Below are 19,585 nucleotides of genomic sequence, written 5' to 3' on the forward strand. Positions count from 1 at the left end.
AAGCGGCTTCTTAATACCGCCTTAATACATGCCTTAATACGTTAATACCTCCTTTAGACCATATGTAGATAATGAACGTATAAAGAGGAGATAAAGATGTATTAAGAGGTGGAGGCTTATGTGGCAGCTTTTACATAAGAACAATAAGTCCCCGTTCCGGATTATTATAGTTGGGTTTCTGCTGGTTATTTTAATGGGAAGTTTCCTGCTCATGCTCCCCGTATCAACAAAAGCGGGGGAGAGTACCCCCTTTTTAGATGCGCTGTTCACTTCAACGTCTGCCGTTTGTGTTACGGGATTGGTGATCCACGATACCGCCACGTATTGGTCTAATTTCGGGCAGTCTGTCATTATTCTGCTGATCCAGATTGGCGGGTTGGGAGTCATTACGGTGGCGGGTGCGTTCGCAATTCTCTCAGGCAGAAAGATAGGACTGATGCAGCGCAGTACCATGCAGGAAGCGATTGCGGCCCCCAATGTGGGAGGAATTGTACGGCTGACCGGGTTTATTTTAAAAACGGCTCTGGCGGTGGAACTATTCGGCGCAGTGCTGCTCTTTCCGGTGTTTTTTCGTGAGTTTGGGCTTTTAAAGGGCGCGTGGTATTCCCTCTTTCATTCCATTTCCGCCTTTTGCAATGCAGGCTTTGATTTAATGGGGGTAAAAGCCCCGTTTTCTTCCCTGACCGATTATGCGGACAATCCAGTCATCTCCATTGTGATCGCGCTGCTCATCGCCATTGGCGGCATTGGCTTTTTGACCTGGGCAGATATCAGGACAAACGGCCTGCATTTTCACAAGTATCGCATGCAGAGCAAAGTCATCCTTACGGTGACGGGCGCTTTGATTCTGGTTCCCACCATCTATTTTTTCCTGTTTGAATTCACTCAGGCACCCATGGGAGAACGGGTCCTGTTATCCTTCTTTCAAGCTGTTACACCAAGGACCGCTGGGTTTAATACAGCAGATTTAACCTTGCTGAGCGAGACCGGACAGTTCGTGATCATCATTCTCATGCTGATCGGCGGTTCTCCGGGTTCCACTGCAGGCGGTATGAAAACAACTACATTAGCGGTCCTGCTGGCCAACACGCTTGCGGTGTTCCGGCGCAGAGAACATCCAGGCTTTTTTAACCGCCGGATATCAAACGAAGTCGTATCTCAGGCATCGACAATTTTGATCATGTACTTAGTCCTGTTTTTAACGGCCGGACTGGTCATCAGCAGGGTGGAGGACCTGCCCGTTCTCACCTGCCTGTTTGAGACGGCATCGGCCATCGGCACCGTGGGACTTTCCCTGGGCATCACCCCACAGCTCAGCTGCATTTCCCATCTGCTTCTGATCGCACTCATGTTTTTTGGACGCGTGGGAGGTCTGACCTTGATTTTTGCGGCCCTGTCTCATGTGCAGGGCAACAGCGCCAGACTTCCACAGGAACGAATTACCGTAGGGTAACGGTGTAATGGAGGAGTTATGAAAACAATTTTATTGATTGGCTTAGGCCGCTTTGGACGCCATATTGCTATGAAACTGAATGAATTAAATCACCAGGTCATGGTGGTAGACAAGGATGAAGAGAGAGTCAACGCAATTCTTCCCTTCGTCACAAACGCCCAGATTGGAGACAGCACCAGTGAGGAGTTTCTTACTGCCATAGGGGTCAGAAACTTTGACCTGTGTATTGTGGCAATTGGAGATAACTTTCAAAGTTCCCTGGAAACAGCCTGCCTTTTAAAGGAGTTAGGCGCCAAAAAAGTGATCGCCCGGGCAGAGCGGGATGTGCAGGCAAAATTCCTGCTGCGCAATGGGGCCGATGAAGTGGTATATCCGGAAAAGCAGATGGCCATTTGGACCGCGATTCGTTATAGCTCGGATCATATTTATGATTATATTGCGCTGGGAGATGATCACGCCATCTTTGAAATTGAAGTTCCAAGCAACTGGGTAGGGAAGACCATTGGACAGTTGGATGTCAGAAGACGATACAATATCAACATTCTGGCGGTAAAGCAGAACGGAAAGTTTGCTATGACGGTGATTAAACCCGATACATTCTTGCCTGAGCATAGTACAATTTTGGTTTTGGGAACACAGCGTGATATTCAAAAATGTTTTCACATATAACAGCTGCCCGTATTGGGAGAGGAAGTGGCATCCATGAAAGCATTTGTAGAAGGAATCGTTTTGTTTGGAGGATTTTTGGCATTTGCGGCATTTGGCTACTATGCCATTTCCAAGCTGGGGGACTTTCTGGATCAGAACCAGGCAGACAGAGAGGAAGAGTATATTCAGCCGGAGGAACAAGGGGAACTGAACATTGCGGCTGCAAGCCTTTGTGCCATGCAGGTGGGGTCTAAAGTGTTAAAAGACATGAAAAAGGAACACCCCAATTTGCACTGCACGCTTTCCATGGGGGAGGAACCGGAGCTGCTGTATGCTCTGGGCACAGGGAATGTGGATATTGTAATTCTGTATTCTAAGGCAGAACGGAACAAAGCGGTCCGGCAAAGGGCGGTCATGCTTCAAGCGCAGCCTTTTATCAATGAGGATGGCGTAGAAATAACGCCCATTCATCCGGCCATGCAAAGCCAATTTGTTGCCTGGAACAATCGGGACCGCCGGCCTTTTATTCTGGAATTCGTGCAGAAGCTTTGCGGACAGGGAGCGTAGCATTATGCTATAATAATTCCGCTGGAAGGGGGGAGCTGCAATGGCTGCCGAGAGACAAATGGAAGATCAGGCAAAACAACAAGGAAAGCTGACTGTTTTTGCAAGTTATTTTTCCGGTGCCGGAAAAAGCTACGCGATGCTGAAGGCGGCGGAAAAGGCCAAGGCAGCTGGAGTCGATGTGGTAATTGGCTTGAGCCCCTCGGAGCAGTGGCCTGATACCGAGGCATTGGCAGCTCGCTTTGAGCGGGTGCCCTGCTGCCCGGCGCAGCCAAATGGGCAGTCAGACGATGATAGGAACCTGGACGCCTGTTTGAAAAGGCGGCCGCAGCTCATTTTGATTGATGAGCTCTCCCACAGAAATGCGGACAATTCCCGCCACAGGAAACGCTATCAGGACATAGAGGAGCTGCTGAAAGCGGGCGTGGATGTTTATACCACGCTGGATATCCAACATATCGAAAGCATTCAGGATTCTGTGTTCTCCATCTTGAACGCTCCGATCTTGGAACGCATTCCCGATCATGTATTTGACCAGGCGGCACAGGTGGAGTTTATTGATGTTGAGCCGGAACGGCTGCAGCAGCGGCTGCTGCAGCAAAAGAAGGGAGCCTTGCTCTCCAGCTGCTCCTTATCCCAATTAAGCGCCCTTCGGGAAGTGGGGCTGCGCCGCTGCGCGGATCGGGCGGCGTTATACACCCAGGCCAATCACAGCCAAACAGGGTACCGCACCCATGAACACATTCTGGTGTGCCTTTCCTCCGCTCCCTCCAATGAGAAGATTATCCGTACAGCTGCTCGAATGGCGGGTGCTTTTCGATGCGGCTTTACTGCGTTATTTGTGGAAACGAAGGAGTTCCAGTGGATCACTCCGGCGGATAAAGAGCGGCTTCAGGCCAATATTCATCTGGCCCAGCAGTTGGGAGCATCGGTTGAGACTGTTTATGGCGATGATGTGGCGTATCAGATTGCCGAGTTTTCACGCTTGTCTGGAGTGACAAAGATTGTGCTTGGCCGCAGCGGCGTGCCGCGCCCATGGCTGGGAAAGGCATCCTTAACGGAACGATTGATAGAGCTTACCCCTGAATTGGATATTCATATCATTCCGGATAATGGATTAAACAAACATTTTTCCGCCAGGCATTGGGAAATCATGCACATGCAGGCGGTATCCGTGATGGATCTCTTGAAAAGTGCGTCCATTCTTATCCTCAGTACGGTAATCGGATTTTTGTTTTACAACTGGGGATTTACTGAGGCCAACATTATTACCCTTTACATTTTAGGCGTGATGTTGGTTTCTGTGTCCACGAAGAGTTCGGTCTGCAGTTTTATTGCCTCTATTGTCAGTGTGCTGACATTCAATTTCTTTTTTACGGAGCCGAGGTTTTCTCTGCACGCCTATGATAGCGGATATCCCGTTACATTTCTGGTCATGTTCCTTGCGTCGCTGATTACCGGTTCGCTGGCCTCGAGACTGAAGTCTCATGCCAAGCGTTCTGCCCAAGTGGCATGGCGAACAAAGCTTCTGTTTGAAACGGACCAGAGCCTGCAAAAGGCACGAAATCAGGAAGAAATTATTTCTGTTACGGCAAGGCAGCTGCTGAAAATATTTCAGCGGGATATCGTTGCATACCGCGTCAAGCAAGAACAATTGATGGGCCCGGAAGTATTCCTTTTGGAGGAAGACAAGTCCACGGACAGCTACACGACGCAGAAGGAGCAGAACGTAGCAAAGTGGGTTCTTACCAATAATAAGCGGGCGGGAGCGGGAACGGAAACACTTTCGGACGCGTGCTGCACCTATCTGTCGGTCCGCACAGGTAAGCAGGTATACGGGGTGGTAGGGATTGCTGCGTCGGATAAGCCGCTGGATTCCTTTGAAACAAGCATTCTCTTTTCTGTGCTGGGAGAATGTGCACTTGCCCTTGAAAATCAGAAGAACCTGGAGGAAAAAGAAGCGGCAGCCGTATTGGCAAAAAATGAGCAGCTTCGCGCCAATTTGCTGCGTTCCATTTCTCATGATCTGCGTACGCCGCTTACTTCCATTTCAGGGAATGCCAGCAATCTGCTTTCCAACGGAACGTTGTTTGATGAGAAGACGAAGGAGCAGATGTATACCGACATTTACGATGATGCCATGTGGCTCATTAATCTGGTGGAAAATCTGTTGTCGGTCAGCCGCCTGGAAGACGGGCGGATGAACCTGCGTATATCCACAGAACTGATGGATGAGATTGTTGCGGAAGCACTTCGGCATATCAACCGGAAGAGCGTAGAATACCATATCAACGTGCAGAACAGCGAAGAGTATCTCTTGGTACAGGTCGATGCGAAGCTGATGATTCAGGTCATGATCAATATTGTGGATAATGCGATCAAGTATACGCCCCCAGGGTCTGAAATCGACATTGGGTGGCGGAAACAAGGGAACTTTATTTATGTTTCCGTGGCCGATAACGGTCCGGGGATTTCTGACCAGGCCAAACCACATATTTTTGATATGTTTTACAGTGCATCCAATCCGATTGCCGACAGCCGCCGCAGCATGGGGCTTGGATTGGCGCTGTGCAAGTCAATTATCAACGCACATGGCGGGGAAATTACCGTAACGGATCATTTGCCTCATGGTTCCATCTTTACATTTTCTGTACCAGCCGGGGAGGTTGAGCTGCATGAATAAACCGTTGATTTTGGTGGTTGAGGACGATACACCGGTTCGCAACCTGATTACGACTACGTTAAAAGCCCATGATTACCGATTCCTGACAGCGGCAAACGGAGAATCCGCTGTTTTGGAAGCATCTTCTCATAATCCGGATATCATTTTGTTGGATCTTGGGCTACCTGATATGGACGGGGTGGAGGTCATTCATAAAGTCCGCTCCTGGTCGAATTTGCCCATCATTGTCATCAGTGCCCGGAGTGAAGATACCGATAAGATTGATGCGTTGGATGCCGGTGCAGATGATTACCTGACAAAGCCCTTTTCGGTGGAAGAATTACTGGCACGGCTTCGCGTGACACAGAGACGATTAACAGCGATTCAAGTAGGTTCAGCAAATACAGAAGCGGTCTTTACAAACGGGAAGCTGAAAGTGGACTATGCGGCTGGATGTGCATTTTTAGATGGGCAGGAGCTCCACTTGACTCCCAGCGAGTATAAGCTGCTGTGCTTGCTGTGCAAAAATGTGGGAAAAGTACTAACCCACACCTTTATTACACAGCAGATTTGGGGCCGGAGCTGGGAAAATGATGTTGCCTCGCTTCGCGTGTTTATGGCAACGCTGCGTAAGAAGCTGGAAAAAGAACCGGGCTCCCCGCAGTATATTCAGACGCACATTGGTGTTGGATATCGTATGATGAAAGTGGAGTAAGGAAGACCTTTCACAAATTACAACGCGTCTCTGGCCCTGGTGGTCCCATTCACTAAGCATCTAAAATGTCTGTCCCTTATCTTTGATAACACTGCGCTAAAATATTATAGTCAAGATGAAGAAGAACACCTGTATTTTGACCGCTTGAACATGGGACATGCTTCCTCTATTTTGACCACACAACCAGCCACAGATACAGTTGGAACAACCGAAAATTCTGCGTTTCAAAAGTGCTGGAAAGCAACCTGTTCGGAGCGGAAATGACTATAAACCACGCAAAAAGATTAGAAAAACTAAAAATTTTGCGTTGGTAAGGATGAGGTCTCCGGTTCAAATCCGGATAGCAGCTCCAAAAAAACCGCTTTTTTCGTTTGAAAAGGGCGGTTTTTGTTTTGCTTTTGTGACTTTCTAACGGTGTAACATTGTGTGGTCAAAGAGTTGACCACACAACAAGCCACAGACAGAAAAAATCAGGCCTCCGGAGTGTGTGCTCCAGAGGCCTGATACTTTTTAGCTGGCTTTCTCTGTTGCGATTTCCGACTTCATCTGCCTGATGAGTTCCGCCAGCTTTTTCTCGCATTCTGCCTCAGTTTTGGCATAGATGTTCCGAGCCATGCGCCTGCCGTTGACGACGGGGGAGTATCGGCCCTCCCAAAGGTGGTCGTTAATTTGGCTGATGCAGCCCGTGCCGGGTTTGCGTCGTTGTCCTTTGTAGGGCTGAAAGGTGCTGGGGGCAGGTTTCCGGGGAGTATTTTCTGCTTCTGCCGTTGGAGTTTTCTTACCAATGCCTAGATCAATCTTTGCTGCCGCAGTCCTCTGCATTTCGTCTGTAACATGGGCGTAGATATTCAGCGTGGTGCTGCTGGACACATGGCCGATGATAGTGGAGAGCGTCTTTACATCCATCCCGTGCTCCAGGGAGGCAGTGGCGAAGGTATGCCGCAGATCATGGAAGCGAATATGCTTGCACTCGGCGCGCTTTAAGATTGTGGATAAACGTTTCCGCACCGCTGCCGGGTCTTGTGGTGAGTCCACTTTCACTGGTGAGGGAAATATCCATTGGGTGGTGGCGGATTTTTTGTAGGCTTTAAGGACGGCCAGAACTGGGGGAGGGAGTATGACGCTGCGGTTGGAGGCTTTTGTCTTTGGCTGCGACACCACCAGCTCCCCCTGTACTCGATGTACCTGCCGCTCTACCCGAAGGGCCCCTGTTTTAAAGTTCAGGTCATCCCATTTTAGCGCACAGATTTCGCCACGGCGCAGTCCAGTGGATAGTTCCAGCAGAAGCATTTCGTAGCAGCCGTCCTCCCTGGCCTGGATCAATAGCCGCTGGATTTCTTCCGGTGTCAGCACCTTCATTTCTCTGGGCTTGGAAGACGGAAGTTTACATCCGTCTGAGGGGTTTCGAAAGATTAGCTTTTCTTCTACCGCGTAATTCAGTGCTGCATGGAGAGTGGTATGGATGCCCCGAACGGTCTGGTCGGACAGACCTTCGCCGTAGAGTTCTGCCCGCAGCAGTCTGCCACCTTTTTTGAGGTTTGTGTAGAACTTCTGGATATCTCCTGTGGTCAACTTGTCCAACTGGATACCTCCGAGAGCAGGGATGATGTGCTGATAGATCCGGCGCTCATAGGACATCTGGGTGTTGGGGCGTAGGTTTGCTTTCTTATATCCCTGGTACCAGAGGTTCAGCCAGTCCCTTAGTAGAACCCCCGGCTTTGGTTGATTATTAACAGGTTCTTGAAGACTTTCCCGCAACTGCTCCAGCTTTGCCGTACATTCTGCCCTGGTTTTTGCCAGCACATTTCTGGTGACCGGAAAACCCTTCTCGTCGCGGCCAATCACATACCGGCCTTCCCAGCGCCCATCCTTCCTCAGATGGATGCTGCCGTTGCCGCGCTTTCTGTGCTTTGCCATGGGGCCATCTCCTCTCCCAGGTAGTCGGTGAGAAAGTTGCCTACGATCTCAGCCGCTTTCCGGTGCATATCGCTTGTGGCGTGGGTGTAGGTATCGACGGTAAAGCTGGCTTTTGTATGGCCTAGAATACCGGATAGCGTTTTGGCGTCCACGCCATTGGCCAAAGCGTGGGTAGCGAAAGTGTGGCGCAGATCGTGGAATCGAATGTCGGGTAGCTTGTTTTCCTGTAATATCTTTTTCAGATGATGGTAAGCTGTGGAGGGATTCATGGGCGCCTCCGGCTGCAGTGGATTGTAAAAGATCCAGGGGGAGTAAGATGCCTTTTTGCGCACCCGCAACAACTCCGCTGTGCTGTCTGGCAGGACAATGGTGCGGGCGCCGGCGCAGGTCTTGGGATCACCTACTACCAACCGCCCGCCCTTTTCTTTGTGGAGGGTGCGGTGGATACTGAGCGTTCCCTTTCGCTCATCAAGGTCAGACCACATGAGGCCGCAGATCTCTCCCAGACGCAGGCCAGTGGTCAGTTCTGTGTAGAAGAAGTCGTACCAGATAGGGTCCTGCTTCACCGCTGACAGAAAGATATCCATCTGCTCGTCGTTCAGAGTGGTCATGGTTTTGTGCGCTACCTTAGGCGGAGCCACATGGTCAGCGGGATTATAAGGTAGCAGCCGTTGATCTACTGCGGATTTTAGAGCATGATGGAGCGTGGTATGGATGCCGTGAATGGTTGTTGTGGACAGTCCACGGCTCTGGCCGGGGCGGGGGTGTATTCTGCCTCGTTGCTTTAAGGCGTCGTAGAGCTTTCGCAAATCGTCTGCTGTAATTTGCGTGAGCCTCTTTTGCCCCAGGTAGGGTTTGACATGATGCTCCAGGTCACTGCGGTAGTGCTCCAGTGTGCCGGGACGGAGCACGGAGGACATCTGCTCCAGCCAGCGATCCAACCATTCCGACAGCGTCATCTTACACTCTTCTGTCAGGTCCACGCCCTGATAGACGTTGATATTTTGCCGGAGCTTGGCGGTCAGCTCCTTTTGGGTGTCAGCATAGATGTAGCGGAAGATGGAGTCGCCGTTCTCCTTATGGCCGATGACGATGCGGCCCTCCCAGCGGCCATCTTCCCTTTTACGCACCATGCCGTCCCCGGATGGTCGTCTCTTTGCCATTTTTCTTCACCTCCTATGTCTTATCTTTGTACGCTACTTTACAGGGAGGAACCGGTGTGGCTCAGCCACCCGCTGGTACAGTACCGCACCGCAGTGGCGGCAGATCAGATACTGCAACCGGTTGCCCAGCAGGCCATGCTTTTTGAAGGTCACCAGTGCTTCGCCGTGCTGCCAGCCCAGGCCGATATCCTCGCTTCCGCAATACTGGCACCGCTGAACGGGAAACTGTGTGTTCCCCATGTTTACCCCTCCTCTTCCAGTTCCCGCCGGATACGCTCCATCTCCAGATCCCGGAGCAGCCCCATAGCCAGCCGGAACCCGGCCTCGAAGCTGGCCTGGGCCAACTCCACTTTCAACTGCTCTTGCGCATCTATCAGACGCATCAGCGGCTGCCGCTGCGCCTGGTTCAGCCAGTCCCGAACCTCCTGGCGGGTGTTTTCAATCTCTTCCTCCAATTCACTGAAACCTGTGGCCCGGAAGTAGCGCCGGTACAGTTTGCTCATGTAGTAGCCCATGTGTGCCGCCTCCTTTGCAGCAACACACAATACCCTAATCTCAGAGGAATAGCCAGTGGTTTTGACCACAGTTATCAAATTGTTATCATTTGCAGGGGAGCTTTCTTTGTTATACACTGTATTAAAATCACCCCGCGTTTTCGATTTGCAACTATAAAATTCTTATGCTACAATGCAGATGTAGCCTTACTTTACGACACTTTAGGGAGGGGCAGGTTTACATGGCAGATGGTAAAATCTATGCGATAGACGAACTGAGAGCATTGATATCCCCTATTGCCGCCCAATATGGTGTAGACCGCATCTTTCTTTTTGGCTCCTATGCCAGAGGACAGGCCACAGAAAACAGCGATGTCGACCTGCGCATAGACAAAGGAAATGTGAAGGGGCTGTTTACTTTGGGGGCACTATACAGCGACCTGGAAGAACGGCTTGGGAAAAAGCTGGACCTGTTGACCACGGGTAGTCTGGACCAGCAATTCCTCAGTCATATTGCTCAGGAGGAGGTGCTGTTATATGACCATACCCAATCGTGACATCCAGATCCTACAGAAAATTCAGGGATATTGTGATGACATCATGTTTACCCATACGGAGTATGACCGCAACTACAACACCTTTTGCAGCAATCCAACCTATCGGAACGCGATTGCGCTCTGCCTTTTGCAGATTGGGGAGTTGGTGAAGAAACTTTCTGATGAATTTGTCCAGTCGCATACCACAATACCGTGGAAAGCAATTCGCGGTATGCGAAATGTAGTTGCTCATGAGTATGGCCATATTGACATTGATACAATATGGGAGACCTCGGAGGCCGGGATTATAGAATTACGTGACTTTTGTGCGGCACAGATTCGTCTGCAGCAAGGGCATAATTCATTTTCCGGCCCGACCATGTCGTGACAGCAGAATAGGGTTATGGAGCCCAGCAGCAGCACCATGCTGCAGCTTGTTCATTCTGTAATTACTTTGCTCCCCGCCATATGGCGGGGATTTTTTTACCTCTACCTCATGGTCATACCACCCATCATCTGCTCCACATGGTCATTCGGTTTATGCCCCAGGGCAATCCGCTTTTCCTGGAGCGCCTGAAGCCGCTTGTGGTCAATGTGCAGCCCGGTGCTTGTGGAATCCTCTGGCACATTGTCCCGGAAGATGTTGCCCATGTGGTGGAGGAGCTGTGTGGCAGAAAGCAGAAGGCCGGGCGGCCCAGGCTGGCCCTGCTCCATGCGCTCTTTGAAAAACTGCGCATAGGTGTGGCCCTGCATTGCCGCAGCCCGGAACCAGCCATAGGCGATGTTCTGATCCTGCCCCACACCCTCTCCCATCAGGTGCAGCTTGCCCAGCAGATACTGCGCCCAGGGGTTCTGTGCCTCTGCAGCCTGCCGGAAATACTCCGCCGCCCTATCCGCATTTTTAAGTACGTGCTCACCCCTCAGATGCTCCTTGCCCAGGGCGTAGGCGGCGTAGTCGTTCCCGTTTTGCGCCGCCGCGTTAAGCCACCGGATGCTGTCGCTGGGATCATGCACATTTGGGTCGTCTGAGAGAAGCAGTTTTCCAAGCGCATATTGCGCCTGGGGCAGTTCACGCTTCGCCGCCTGCTTCAGCCAGTGCCTGGCTTTCTCTGCATCCGGGATCAGCAAACCGCCATCCCGGTACATCTGCCCCAGGAAGGTCTGGGCATAGGGATCACCCATCTTTGCCAGCAGTTCCAGCCTCTCGGCGGCCTTGTCCCGTTCTTCCAGTGGAAACGCCTCGTTTTCAACAATTCTCCACATCTCCCGGCATGTCCAGGTGAGTGATCGTTCATCCACCCAGTCACCGTTATCCTCCATATCTCTGTCCTCGAAAGAGATATGGTTCAGCCGGACGTGCTCGGCCTCCCGAATCACCGCATTCTTGATGGCGCGGAACTCTTTCTGTTCAGAGAGCGGCGGGCGCTGCCGCTCCTTCTCAGAGTAGTAGTCATTCACTTTGCACTGCAGTTCCCACCACTTCTGGTAGCACCTATCCACAACAGGCAGGTGTTCCATCTGGTTTACGATCTCATCGACCTGTCGCTTTATCCGCTTTGGAAGATAGCCATAGGACTTCTTGCCCTTTACCTCTCCAAGCTGCTGGGCAAGATTCAAGATCATCCGCTCTGCTTCAGGATGCTCACAGACTGATTCGCTCATCTGCCGGGACAGTTCCAGCATGGCCTTCCGGGTCTCCCGCACCAGTTCGTCCCGGCTTTCAGACTTCTGCTCATAGAGGTGGAGCATCTCCTGTTTGAAGATCTGATTGGTGAGGGCTGACTTGATCTGCCGGATGCCGTCCCTGGATAGGTAGGCCTGTCCAGGGTTCGCCGACCACGCCATCATGTGCACATGGGGATGCTCCCCTTCATTGTGAAAGGCAGCGTACCACCGGAAGTCCTGGGGCTTGATATTCATGGCGGCGGCGATATCGTTGCGGTGTGTACGCAAAAGCGCACACCACGCCTGGGCGTTATCATAGCCTAGACGTGCGGCGTCCTTCCGGTGGAGGGAGATGATGTGTGTCCACACATTTCCAGTGTAGTGCTCCAGTTCCAACATGGCTTTGTCCAGTTCCACACCGTCCTCGTCACCGAACAGCCCGTGGTCACCCAGACGTTCCGCTCTGGGACGGGTGGCGATGTACCTGGCGTAGCCCTCCGAGGATTGAACCTGGGACCAGTTCTCCTCCAGTGCCAGAGTGATGAGGGACGAGGCGTTGGCTTTCGTGGGATGCTGTGCGTAGTCCTCATACTCCAGCAGATCTTTTGTGTCAGGAAAATCTTTTACCAGTTTTGTGATGAGCTGCTCCTGCTTGCGTGTGGGCGGACGGTCATCCGGAATGATCTCCACCCGTTCCCGCGTTGCGATGTACTTCATGTAGCCGCCTGCGCTCTGTCCGCCGCCGCACTTGATATACGGGCTCTTGACGATCAGTCTTGCCATGGGTCATCCTCCAGCTCCCGCAGCTTCTGTACCAGTGACACCTTGCCGTTGGCCTTTTTCACGTTGGCCACGCTCTCCGCCCGCTGACGGCGCAGCTCCTCCTCACTTACATTGACACACTTGAACAGCATGCTCAGTCCCATGTCCAGCTCCACCGCCTGTTTGAAGAGCAACGACGCCATGCGGCTCTCCATCTGATCCAGCCTGCCGTTCAGATAGGACTGGACGGCGGAGGGCAGAAACAATCCGGAGTTGTTTGCGCTGAGATAGTCCAGATAAAAGTCGATGGCGTTCTCGATGAACCCGGTGATGCTCCGGCTGCCATCCTCCTGATACCGCCGCTCCAGTGTCGCTTTTTTCTCCGGCGACAGGTAGAGGGGGAATTTCTCTTTTTTGCTCATAACAGCCTCCTTTCCGGGGCTTGACCCCTATTTTTTCCTTGTGGTAGTAAGCGCAGCGGGATAACGACCGCAGAATTTCCTGTTCTCTCTGCTTTTGACCCCATTCTCAGCACTTACAGAAGCGCCTGAAACTGCCCGCACTGCGGGCAGAAGTGATTGGAAAAGGCGTCGATGTTGACGCCTTGCCTTTATCCCGCTTCTTTTTTCGTCCCTCAGAAGCGGCCCAATCCGCCCCCCAAGCCCCTGGTGGGGCAGGGGCTCTACCTAGCCCCGAAGGAGGGCACACAGTGCCTCACTGCGGGATACACAGATGTTTTACGCTTCCAGGCGAAGCAGCTGCTGTTGATAGCAATGCTCCATCGCCGTCTGGATTGGCAGGATGGTGTAGAGGTTATTCCCGCTCCACTTCATACCGCGTCTATCAATGTAGCTGGTGTTTTCTACCGTGATGAACTGCCTGTCCACCAACTTTGCGATGAGCTTCATCACCGTGGACACGGTAAGATGTACCGCATCCGAGATCGTGCGGTAGCTGGGATGACACTGATGTGTCCGACGATCTTCGCAGTAGAGCAGGTAGGCGTAGACCGTGATGGCTCCGTGACCGATGTTCAGGAAAAACAATTCATTGGGCAGAGAGAAAAAGTTCTTGCCGTTGCTTTCGAGCATCGGAACCATGTGCTGATCCAGCAGTCCGCGACGGTTGAGTTCGGCAATCTGCTTCGCAGCCATGTCTTTGCTCATATGCAATTGGGATGCGATTTCATCTGCACTGGGCGAGGCATTTTTGTTGCAGTGGACATGCAGATAGCAGAGATAGGCGAGGATGGCAAATCCCTGGGGCTTCAGTTCCCATTTCCAGACATCATTCGGAATTGGGAAGCGGCGTCGCTTCGGATCTGGTTGATTGAAAAAGAAACTCATTTGTGCACACCTCCCTCTGTGTTCTCCATCACCCATTGAATGAACTGCTCCTTGGGTACCACCATGCGGCTGCCCACACGCAGCACCGGAAAGTCCGGTTCGTGCATCAACTCGTAAGCGCTGGATGGTGACACGCCCAATACTTTTGACACTGTGGCTGAGTTCAGGAACAGCGGCAGGTCATCGTAGGTTTTGTAGACAGATTGTTTCATTTCAGATTCTCCTTTACAAAAAAGTAAGGACACCAGCGGCGATACTGATGTCCTTCTGCTTGTATTGTGTCGGAGATTTTGATAGACTGAGAAAAAGGCGGGACAATTTATTTTCCAGGTGGGACAATTTTGAGGGGGGCAAAGTTTATATGCATGGAGAGATTGTATTTTACACCCATGGCAGTACCATAGAGTACGGCGGTGAAATTTTTGCGGCCGGCGAGCTGACCGCAGACATATTGAACTTTACTCCCCAGGACTACCGACCCATCCAGCGTCTTTTGGAGCGCATGAAGGAGTTAGTCAGGCAGTACGAGGACACATTGGAGCGCGGCATATGGTGGGAACTGAACAATCATTTGATCGAGCTGCGCAGTCAGTTGATGCGGTATCGGGTATTTCAAATTTTACTGAAAGAGGATGACCAGTTTCTCAACGAGACCCAGCAGTACACAGAGAGCTATTCCTTGTTCACTGACGAGGAGATGGATGAGAAGGACTGCACTGTGGAACGATGTCTTGATCTGTACCAGAAGGAGAAAGAAGAACACCGGACACCACCTTTTCTCCTCATTGTGAATGGAGGTAGGGCGGACAAGTGGCGGTACTACAAACTGCAGATGGCCCGCTATCAGCGATACATCGATGATGTTATCGTGTTCAATCCCACCATCCATAACTTTATCAACTTTCTTCTCTCCAAATTGAAACGGAACTCCCCGGAGGCGTACGCCGCCGCGTTGTATCAGCTTTACAATGACGAGCGGCTGGTGGAGAAGCTGATCGCGAACCCCATCGGTCCGGACCGCCCCTTCTACCAGAAGTATGATCCCTGCGTGGTAAGCTATCTGCCCAGAGAATTCCCGGACGGAACCTTTGCTATTGCCCAGGAGCACATAACGGACAGTTTGCAGATGCTGCTGAAGGCGGACTACATGACTGCCCTGAATGCCGGACATAATATTCGCCGCTGCATTGTCTGTAAGAAATATTTCCTGGTTCGCAGCGGTGCCCATGTTCTTTACTGCGAGGGGCGCTGCCCGTTGGACGGGCGCTTCACCTGCAGGCAGTACGGCAGCTATGAAATCCAGAAGGAACTGGCCCGGGATGTACCGAAAATCCAGGCCAAGATCACCGCCTTTAACCGAATCCGGAAGGACTATCAGCGGGGAGCCATTACAGAGGAAGAGATGCGCCGCCTGAAGGACGCTGTGCGGGACGAGTTGTTTAACGCACTGAGCAGCCCCGATATCTCCAATGAGGACTTCAAGCAATCAATCTCCTCCGAGCGCCTTTACCCACTTTACGGCATAGCCCGCCAGGCCAAGCCTCGGGGACGTCCCCGCAAGGTGGAGAACGGTGACGACGTATGAGCAACGAGGAACTGTTGGAGCAGATCTCCAACGGTGATGAATCTGCTCTGGCCAAGCTGTGCATGATGAACACAGGGCTAGTCAAGGATCGCGCTTGGTTCATTGCCCGACAGTATCATTGCCTGCGGCAAACCAAATACGGCAGCCTGAGCGATTACGCAAAAGAAACGCTCTCCGAACTGGAGAGCGTGGGAAAGTTGGCGCTGGTAGAATGCGCCCGCACCGGCAGCTACGACGCTGGAAAGGGTCAATTCACCACTTATGTCATTCCGTTTCTGGACGGAGCCATGCGGCGGCATCTGGAATGCAGTATGGGAACACTTTCTCTGGACCGGGACAGCATGGGATTGGTGAGAAAGGCCCAGCGTCTTTATCATCAGGAAGGGAAAGAACTTAGCGAGATCTGTATATTCCTTGGAATCTCTTTCCGTGTGGCTGCCAGGGCAGTTGCCTACCCCACACATTTCTTCTCTGTCTATGATCTGCAAGACCCAGATGATGATGGCGATGTTTATGAGCGGCTCACCACGAACCGCCTTTCAGGCTCTGCAGAGGATGCTGTGATCCGCGCATTGACCATGAAATGCCTGCGGGAAGAGTTTATGCGGCTTTCCAAAAGGGATCAGGAGATTTTGGGACGGTATTTCGGTGTGTACGGTTTTCCTAAGTCAGATCTGCGGGAAATCGCCATGCGAAACCGCATGAAGGAGCCCGGTGTGGAAAAAGCCAAGGAACAAGCCCTGAAACACCTGCAAAACCGATTTCAGGGTAGTTTTGCCCGGAAGCTTCAACGAGCAAAGCATCTTGTGTTGGATGCGGTGGCTGAACGTTCATCCTCAATGCAATAAATCATGAGAACCGATTGCAAAACTACCCGTTACGGGTAGTGAAGGGAAGCATTATCTGTGCTATACTGAAAAGACAGCAATTTGCCTCACTCCGAAGAGAATGCCTTTGAAAAGTGGTTGGCTGCGTCTGATATCGCAAACAATATAAGGGGGCTGGATGCATGAAATGCAGAGCTTTCATCTTTTTTCTGATTGCTGCGTTATTGCTGTGTGCAGGCTGTTCCAGTATGGGGAAAAAAGAAGAGATGCCCACCACCATTACAGTCTGGCACGTCTATGGCGGACAGACCGATTCCCCGCTCAATGACCTGATTGAGCAGTTCAACCAGACAGTGGGAAAAGATCGGCAAATCAATGTGCAGGTCACTTCTGTGTCCAACACCAATACCATCCACGAGCTGGTGCTGGCGGCCGCCAACGGAGAGCCGGGAGCTCCGGAGCTGCCCGACCTTTTCGTATCCTATCCCAAGACGGTGATGGCGCTGCCCGACGACAGCATTCTGGTGGACTATCAGGACTACTTCAGCGAGGAAGAACTGTCCGCTTTCCTGCCGGCTTTCGTGGAAGAGGGGATCGTCAATGACCGGCTGGTGGTCCTTCCCGTGGCGAAATCCACAGAGATCATGTATATCAACCAGACGATCTTCGACCGCTTCTCCCAGGCGACCGGCGTGACGCTGGCGGACCTGGACACCTGGGAGGGGCTTTTCAAGGCAGCAGAGGTCTATGCGGACTGGACCGACGCTCAGACGCCGGATATTCCGGGCGACGCCAAGTCCATGTTCGTTCACGACTACTATTTCAACTATTTCCAGGTGGGGGCGGAATCCCTGGGCGAGGATTTCTTCCAGGGTGACAAGCTGGCCTTTGGCCCCGCATTCCAGGCGGCGTGGGAGCCGCTGGCCCGGGCCGCGCTTCATGGAGGCGTCTGGCTCAAGGGCGGTTACGCCACGGAATCGATTCGCACCGGTGACAGCATTGTGAGCGTGGCATCCTCGGCCAGCATCCTCTATTACAGCGATGTGGTAACCTATCCGGACAATACGTCCGAGGAGATCACCATCGTCTCCCGCCCCTGCCCGGTGTTTGAAAACGGGGAAAAACTGGTTATGCAGAGAGGGGCGGGCTTCTGTACCGTGCGCTCCACTCCGGAGCGGGAGCAGGCTGCCGTGACCTTCCTCAAGTGGCTGACCGAACCGGAACACAACGTGGAATTTGTGACCCGAACGGGCTACATGCCAGTGACCCGGGCCGCCTTTGAAAATGAGCTGCCGAAGGCTATCGAAGGGCTGGAGAGTGCCAAATACGCCTCCCTCTATCAGGCATATCTGGACACCCAGGCAAACTATGAGTTTTATGTGCCGCCCCAGCTGGAGAGCTATCTGAGTCTGGAAACGACCCTGGAAGATCAGGTGCGCTCACAGCTTGCGCTGGGCCGTCAGGATTATCTGGGGGCCGGAGAAACCGGATTGGAGCAGATCAGCGCAGAGCGGCTCCAGGCCTTCCGGGAGATCATGGAGCGATAAACAAAAGAGAGGAGGAAACACCGTGCTGAACAAATTCCGGGAGTTGCGGGCGCTGAACGCCTTTGCCAAAAAGCAGAGCGTGGGCATGCAGAGAAAACTGATGCTCTACTGGGTGTCCATGATCCTGGTGGTCTTTGCGGCGGTGATCCTCCTTCTGTCCATCGCCGGGGCCTTTTCCCAAAACGACGAGCAGCTCCATGAGGTGATGGAGCTCCAACTGAAAAATACACAGGATAGCCTGGCCAGTCGCCTGGATCGCCTGACCGCCCAGAGCCTGAATCTCTCCAAAGAACTCAGCCGCGAGATCGAAGGGGAGCTGGTACGGGAGGGCATCTCGCTGCAAGAGGTCAACGATGACTCGGAGCGGCTGCTGAAACTGCAGCAGATCATGTACCCGCTGGTCAATACCACCCTCCAGACCGCCAACTGCAACGGAGCTTATGTAATTTTGAATGCCACGGCCAATACCACCCTGGAGGTGGCAGATCACTCCAGAAGCGGGCTCTACCTGCGTTACACCAACCTCAGCGCCAGTAATCCGGTAGCCCCTACCGTGGTCTACTTCCGCGGCATTCCGAATATTGCCCGGCAAAAGGATCTGGAACTGCACAACCGATGGAATCTGGAATTTGACACCGACCTGATCCCGGGTTGCCGGGAACTGATGGATTCCCCTCTGGACCGGCCCGCACAGCACTATTTCTGGTCCCGCCGCATCGACCTGAAGGGTACCTGGGAATCTGCCATGCTGCTGTGTGTTCCCATCGTGGGCAGCGATGGGAGCGTATACGGCGTCTGCGGCGTGGAGCTCAGCGCGCTGTACTTCCAGCTGTCCTATCCCGCGGCGGAGGGGCAGTTCGGCTCCGCCGTTACCGTTCTGGCTCCCATTCAGGACAGCCGCCTCCTGCTGATGGATGGATTGGTGGGCAGCGTCACCGGTACCTACCTGGACGGACAGGAGACACTTGTTATCCATCAGGGGCGGTACTATAACGAATATGACACGGGTACCGAGCGGTATATCGGCCTGCATCAGACCATCCCCATTTCTAGGGGAGAGGCAGAGAGCACTGCCTGGGCCGCTGCGATCCTGATCCCCCAGGACAGTTATGCGGCATACACCGCTGAAATACAAAAAACATGGATCATTGCGGCCCTGGGACTGCTGGTGGTGCTGCTGGCCCTCTCCTTCTTCCTGGCGCGGAGATTTGTCCGGCCTATTACCGACAGCCTGAAGCGGTTCCAGCAGGAAGAACTGCCGGAACAGGGGCTGTCCTCCGGGATCTCGGAGGTGGATGAACTGGCGGAGTTTCTCAACGCCCGGGCCCGGAACCAGCGTCTGGAGCAGGGCGAGCTTCCCCCCAATATTGCCGAGCTCTTCGACCAGTTTGTGGCGCGGAAGGATCTGCTGACAGAGGCGGAACGGAATATCCTCCGTTACTACATCGATGGACATGAGATCGCGGACATCCCGGATCTGGCGTTTATCAGCATGAGCACGGTCCGAAAGCATAACCGGAGCATCTACGAGAAGCTGGGGGTGGCCTCCCGGGATGAACTGATGCTCTATATCGATCTGCTTCGCCGGTGCGGACGGCTCCAGGAGCTGTTCTGATATCCTACCCACAACACAGTAAAGCGCACAAAACCAGCCCTTTGGTTTTGTGCGCTTTCTCTATTATCCAATGGATACCTTTTGTA

General features: G+C 52.7%; 19 protein-coding genes. 11 read left to right on the top strand and 8 right to left on the bottom strand.

The genetic code is table 11. The features are described from left to right. The first annotated feature begins 118 nt into the window (after positions 1-118). Genes ACTNB1_RS11565 through ACTNB1_RS11585 form a run of 5 tightly spaced genes read left to right on the top strand, consistent with a single transcriptional unit; the run spans position 119 to position 6,042 of the window. Positions 119-1,453 (top strand): TrkH family potassium uptake protein, encoded by a 1,335-nt coding sequence (locus ACTNB1_RS11565; protein WP_441169645.1) that lies wholly within the window; start codon positions 119-121, stop codon positions 1,451-1,453. Positions 1,454-1,471: 18 nt separating this feature from the next. Further along, on the top strand, positions 1,472-2,122 hold the full coding sequence (locus ACTNB1_RS11570) for a potassium channel family protein (RefSeq protein WP_441169647.1): 651 nt from the start codon (positions 1,472-1,474) through the stop codon (positions 2,120-2,122). A gap of 33 nt (positions 2,123-2,155) precedes the next feature. Then, positions 2,156-2,668 carry a LysR substrate-binding domain-containing protein gene (locus ACTNB1_RS11575; RefSeq protein WP_441169649.1) on the top strand — a complete coding sequence of 171 codons (513 nt, stop codon included), beginning with the start codon at positions 2,156-2,158 and terminating at the stop codon, positions 2,666-2,668. A gap of 40 nt (positions 2,669-2,708) precedes the next feature. Further along, positions 2,709-5,348 (top strand): DUF4118 domain-containing protein, encoded by a 2,640-nt coding sequence (locus ACTNB1_RS11580; RefSeq protein WP_441169651.1) that lies wholly within the window; start codon positions 2,709-2,711, stop codon positions 5,346-5,348. Continuing rightward, the gene (locus tag ACTNB1_RS11585) at positions 5,341-6,042 is read left to right on the top strand and encodes a response regulator (protein WP_441169653.1); all 702 of its coding nucleotides are present in this window, start codon (positions 5,341-5,343) and stop codon (positions 6,040-6,042) included. Before ACTNB1_RS11580 ends, ACTNB1_RS11585 begins: the two co-directional genes overlap by 8 nt. A gap of 510 nt (positions 6,043-6,552) precedes the next feature. Here the strand turns inward: ACTNB1_RS11585 and ACTNB1_RS11590 are convergent. The 4 genes from ACTNB1_RS11590 to ACTNB1_RS11605 are packed head-to-tail and all read right to left on the bottom strand — an operon-like array spanning position 6,553 to position 9,637. Continuing rightward, entirely contained in the window at positions 6,553-7,959 is a 1,407-nt protein-coding gene (locus ACTNB1_RS11590) for a tyrosine-type recombinase/integrase (RefSeq protein ID WP_441169654.1), read from the bottom strand. Beyond that, a complete protein-coding gene (locus ACTNB1_RS11595) occupies positions 7,917-9,122 on the bottom strand; it encodes a tyrosine-type recombinase/integrase (RefSeq protein ID WP_441169656.1) in 1,206 nt (401 codons plus the stop codon). Before ACTNB1_RS11595 ends, ACTNB1_RS11590 begins: the two co-directional genes overlap by 43 nt. A gap of 33 nt (positions 9,123-9,155) precedes the next feature. Beyond that, positions 9,156-9,362, bottom strand: a complete 207-nt coding sequence (locus ACTNB1_RS11600) for a hypothetical protein (protein ID WP_441169658.1) — start codon at positions 9,360-9,362, stop codon at positions 9,156-9,158. Positions 9,363-9,364: 2 nt separating this feature from the next. Beyond that, complete coding sequence (locus ACTNB1_RS11605) at positions 9,365-9,637, bottom strand: DUF6809 family protein (protein ID WP_441169660.1); 273 nt, start codon at positions 9,635-9,637, stop codon at positions 9,365-9,367. 221 nt (positions 9,638-9,858) lie between these two features. Between ACTNB1_RS11605 and ACTNB1_RS11610 the strand changes: the two genes are divergently transcribed. Both ACTNB1_RS11610 and ACTNB1_RS11615 read left to right on the top strand, forming a co-directional pair. Continuing rightward, positions 9,859-10,173 (top strand): nucleotidyltransferase family protein, encoded by a 315-nt coding sequence (locus ACTNB1_RS11610; protein ID WP_130870214.1) that lies wholly within the window; start codon positions 9,859-9,861, stop codon positions 10,171-10,173. Continuing rightward, positions 10,154-10,540, top strand: a complete 387-nt coding sequence (locus ACTNB1_RS11615) for a HepT-like ribonuclease domain-containing protein (protein WP_154251071.1) — start codon at positions 10,154-10,156, stop codon at positions 10,538-10,540. The genes ACTNB1_RS11610 and ACTNB1_RS11615 overlap by 20 nt, the downstream gene beginning before the upstream one ends. A gap of 101 nt (positions 10,541-10,641) precedes the next feature. On the opposite strand, the gene mobP3 is transcribed toward ACTNB1_RS11615, so the two are convergent. The 4 genes from mobP3 to ACTNB1_RS11635 all read right to left on the bottom strand — a co-directional run bounded on the left by mobP3 (position 10,642) and on the right by ACTNB1_RS11635 (position 14,137). Further along, positions 10,642-12,600, bottom strand: a complete 1,959-nt coding sequence (gene mobP3 / locus ACTNB1_RS11620; protein ID WP_441169662.1) for a MobP3 family relaxase — start codon at positions 12,598-12,600, stop codon at positions 10,642-10,644. Continuing rightward, positions 12,588-13,001: a hypothetical protein gene (locus tag ACTNB1_RS11625; protein ID WP_441169663.1), complete on the bottom strand. Its 414-nt coding sequence runs from the start codon at positions 12,999-13,001 to the stop codon at positions 12,588-12,590. The genes mobP3 and ACTNB1_RS11625 overlap by 13 nt, the downstream gene beginning before the upstream one ends. 315 nt (positions 13,002-13,316) lie before the next feature. Beyond that, the gene (locus tag ACTNB1_RS11630) at positions 13,317-13,925 is read right to left on the bottom strand and encodes a helix-turn-helix domain-containing protein (RefSeq protein ID WP_441169665.1); all 609 of its coding nucleotides are present in this window, start codon (positions 13,923-13,925) and stop codon (positions 13,317-13,319) included. Then, positions 13,922-14,137: a helix-turn-helix transcriptional regulator gene (locus ACTNB1_RS11635; protein ID WP_441169667.1), complete on the bottom strand. Its 216-nt coding sequence runs from the start codon at positions 14,135-14,137 to the stop codon at positions 13,922-13,924. Before ACTNB1_RS11635 ends, ACTNB1_RS11630 begins: the two co-directional genes overlap by 4 nt. A 149-nt stretch (positions 14,138-14,286) precedes the next feature. Here ACTNB1_RS11635 and ACTNB1_RS11640 point away from each other — a divergent pair, with 149 nt between their 5' ends. From ACTNB1_RS11640 to ACTNB1_RS11655, 4 genes are all read left to right on the top strand, one after another. After that, a complete protein-coding gene (locus ACTNB1_RS11640) occupies positions 14,287-15,510 on the top strand; it encodes a DUF6076 domain-containing protein (RefSeq protein ID WP_441169669.1) in 1,224 nt (407 codons plus the stop codon). Further along, a complete protein-coding gene (locus tag ACTNB1_RS11645) occupies positions 15,507-16,358 on the top strand; it encodes a hypothetical protein (RefSeq protein ID WP_441169670.1) in 852 nt (283 codons plus the stop codon). The genes ACTNB1_RS11640 and ACTNB1_RS11645 overlap by 4 nt, the downstream gene beginning before the upstream one ends. A gap of 227 nt (positions 16,359-16,585) precedes the next feature. Then, complete coding sequence (locus ACTNB1_RS11650) at positions 16,586-17,884, top strand: extracellular solute-binding protein (protein WP_441169671.1); 1,299 nt, start codon at positions 16,586-16,588, stop codon at positions 17,882-17,884. A 22-nt stretch (positions 17,885-17,906) separates the two neighbouring features. Beyond that, entirely contained in the window at positions 17,907-19,499 is a 1,593-nt protein-coding gene (locus ACTNB1_RS11655) for a response regulator transcription factor (protein ID WP_441169672.1), read from the top strand. Positions 19,500-19,585 lie beyond the last annotated feature (86 nt).

The sequence above is a fragment of the Flavonifractor sp. HCP28S3_F3 genome (assembly GCF_052065355.1).
In the GTDB taxonomy this organism is placed as follows: Bacteria; Bacillota; Clostridia; order Oscillospirales; family Oscillospiraceae; genus Flavonifractor.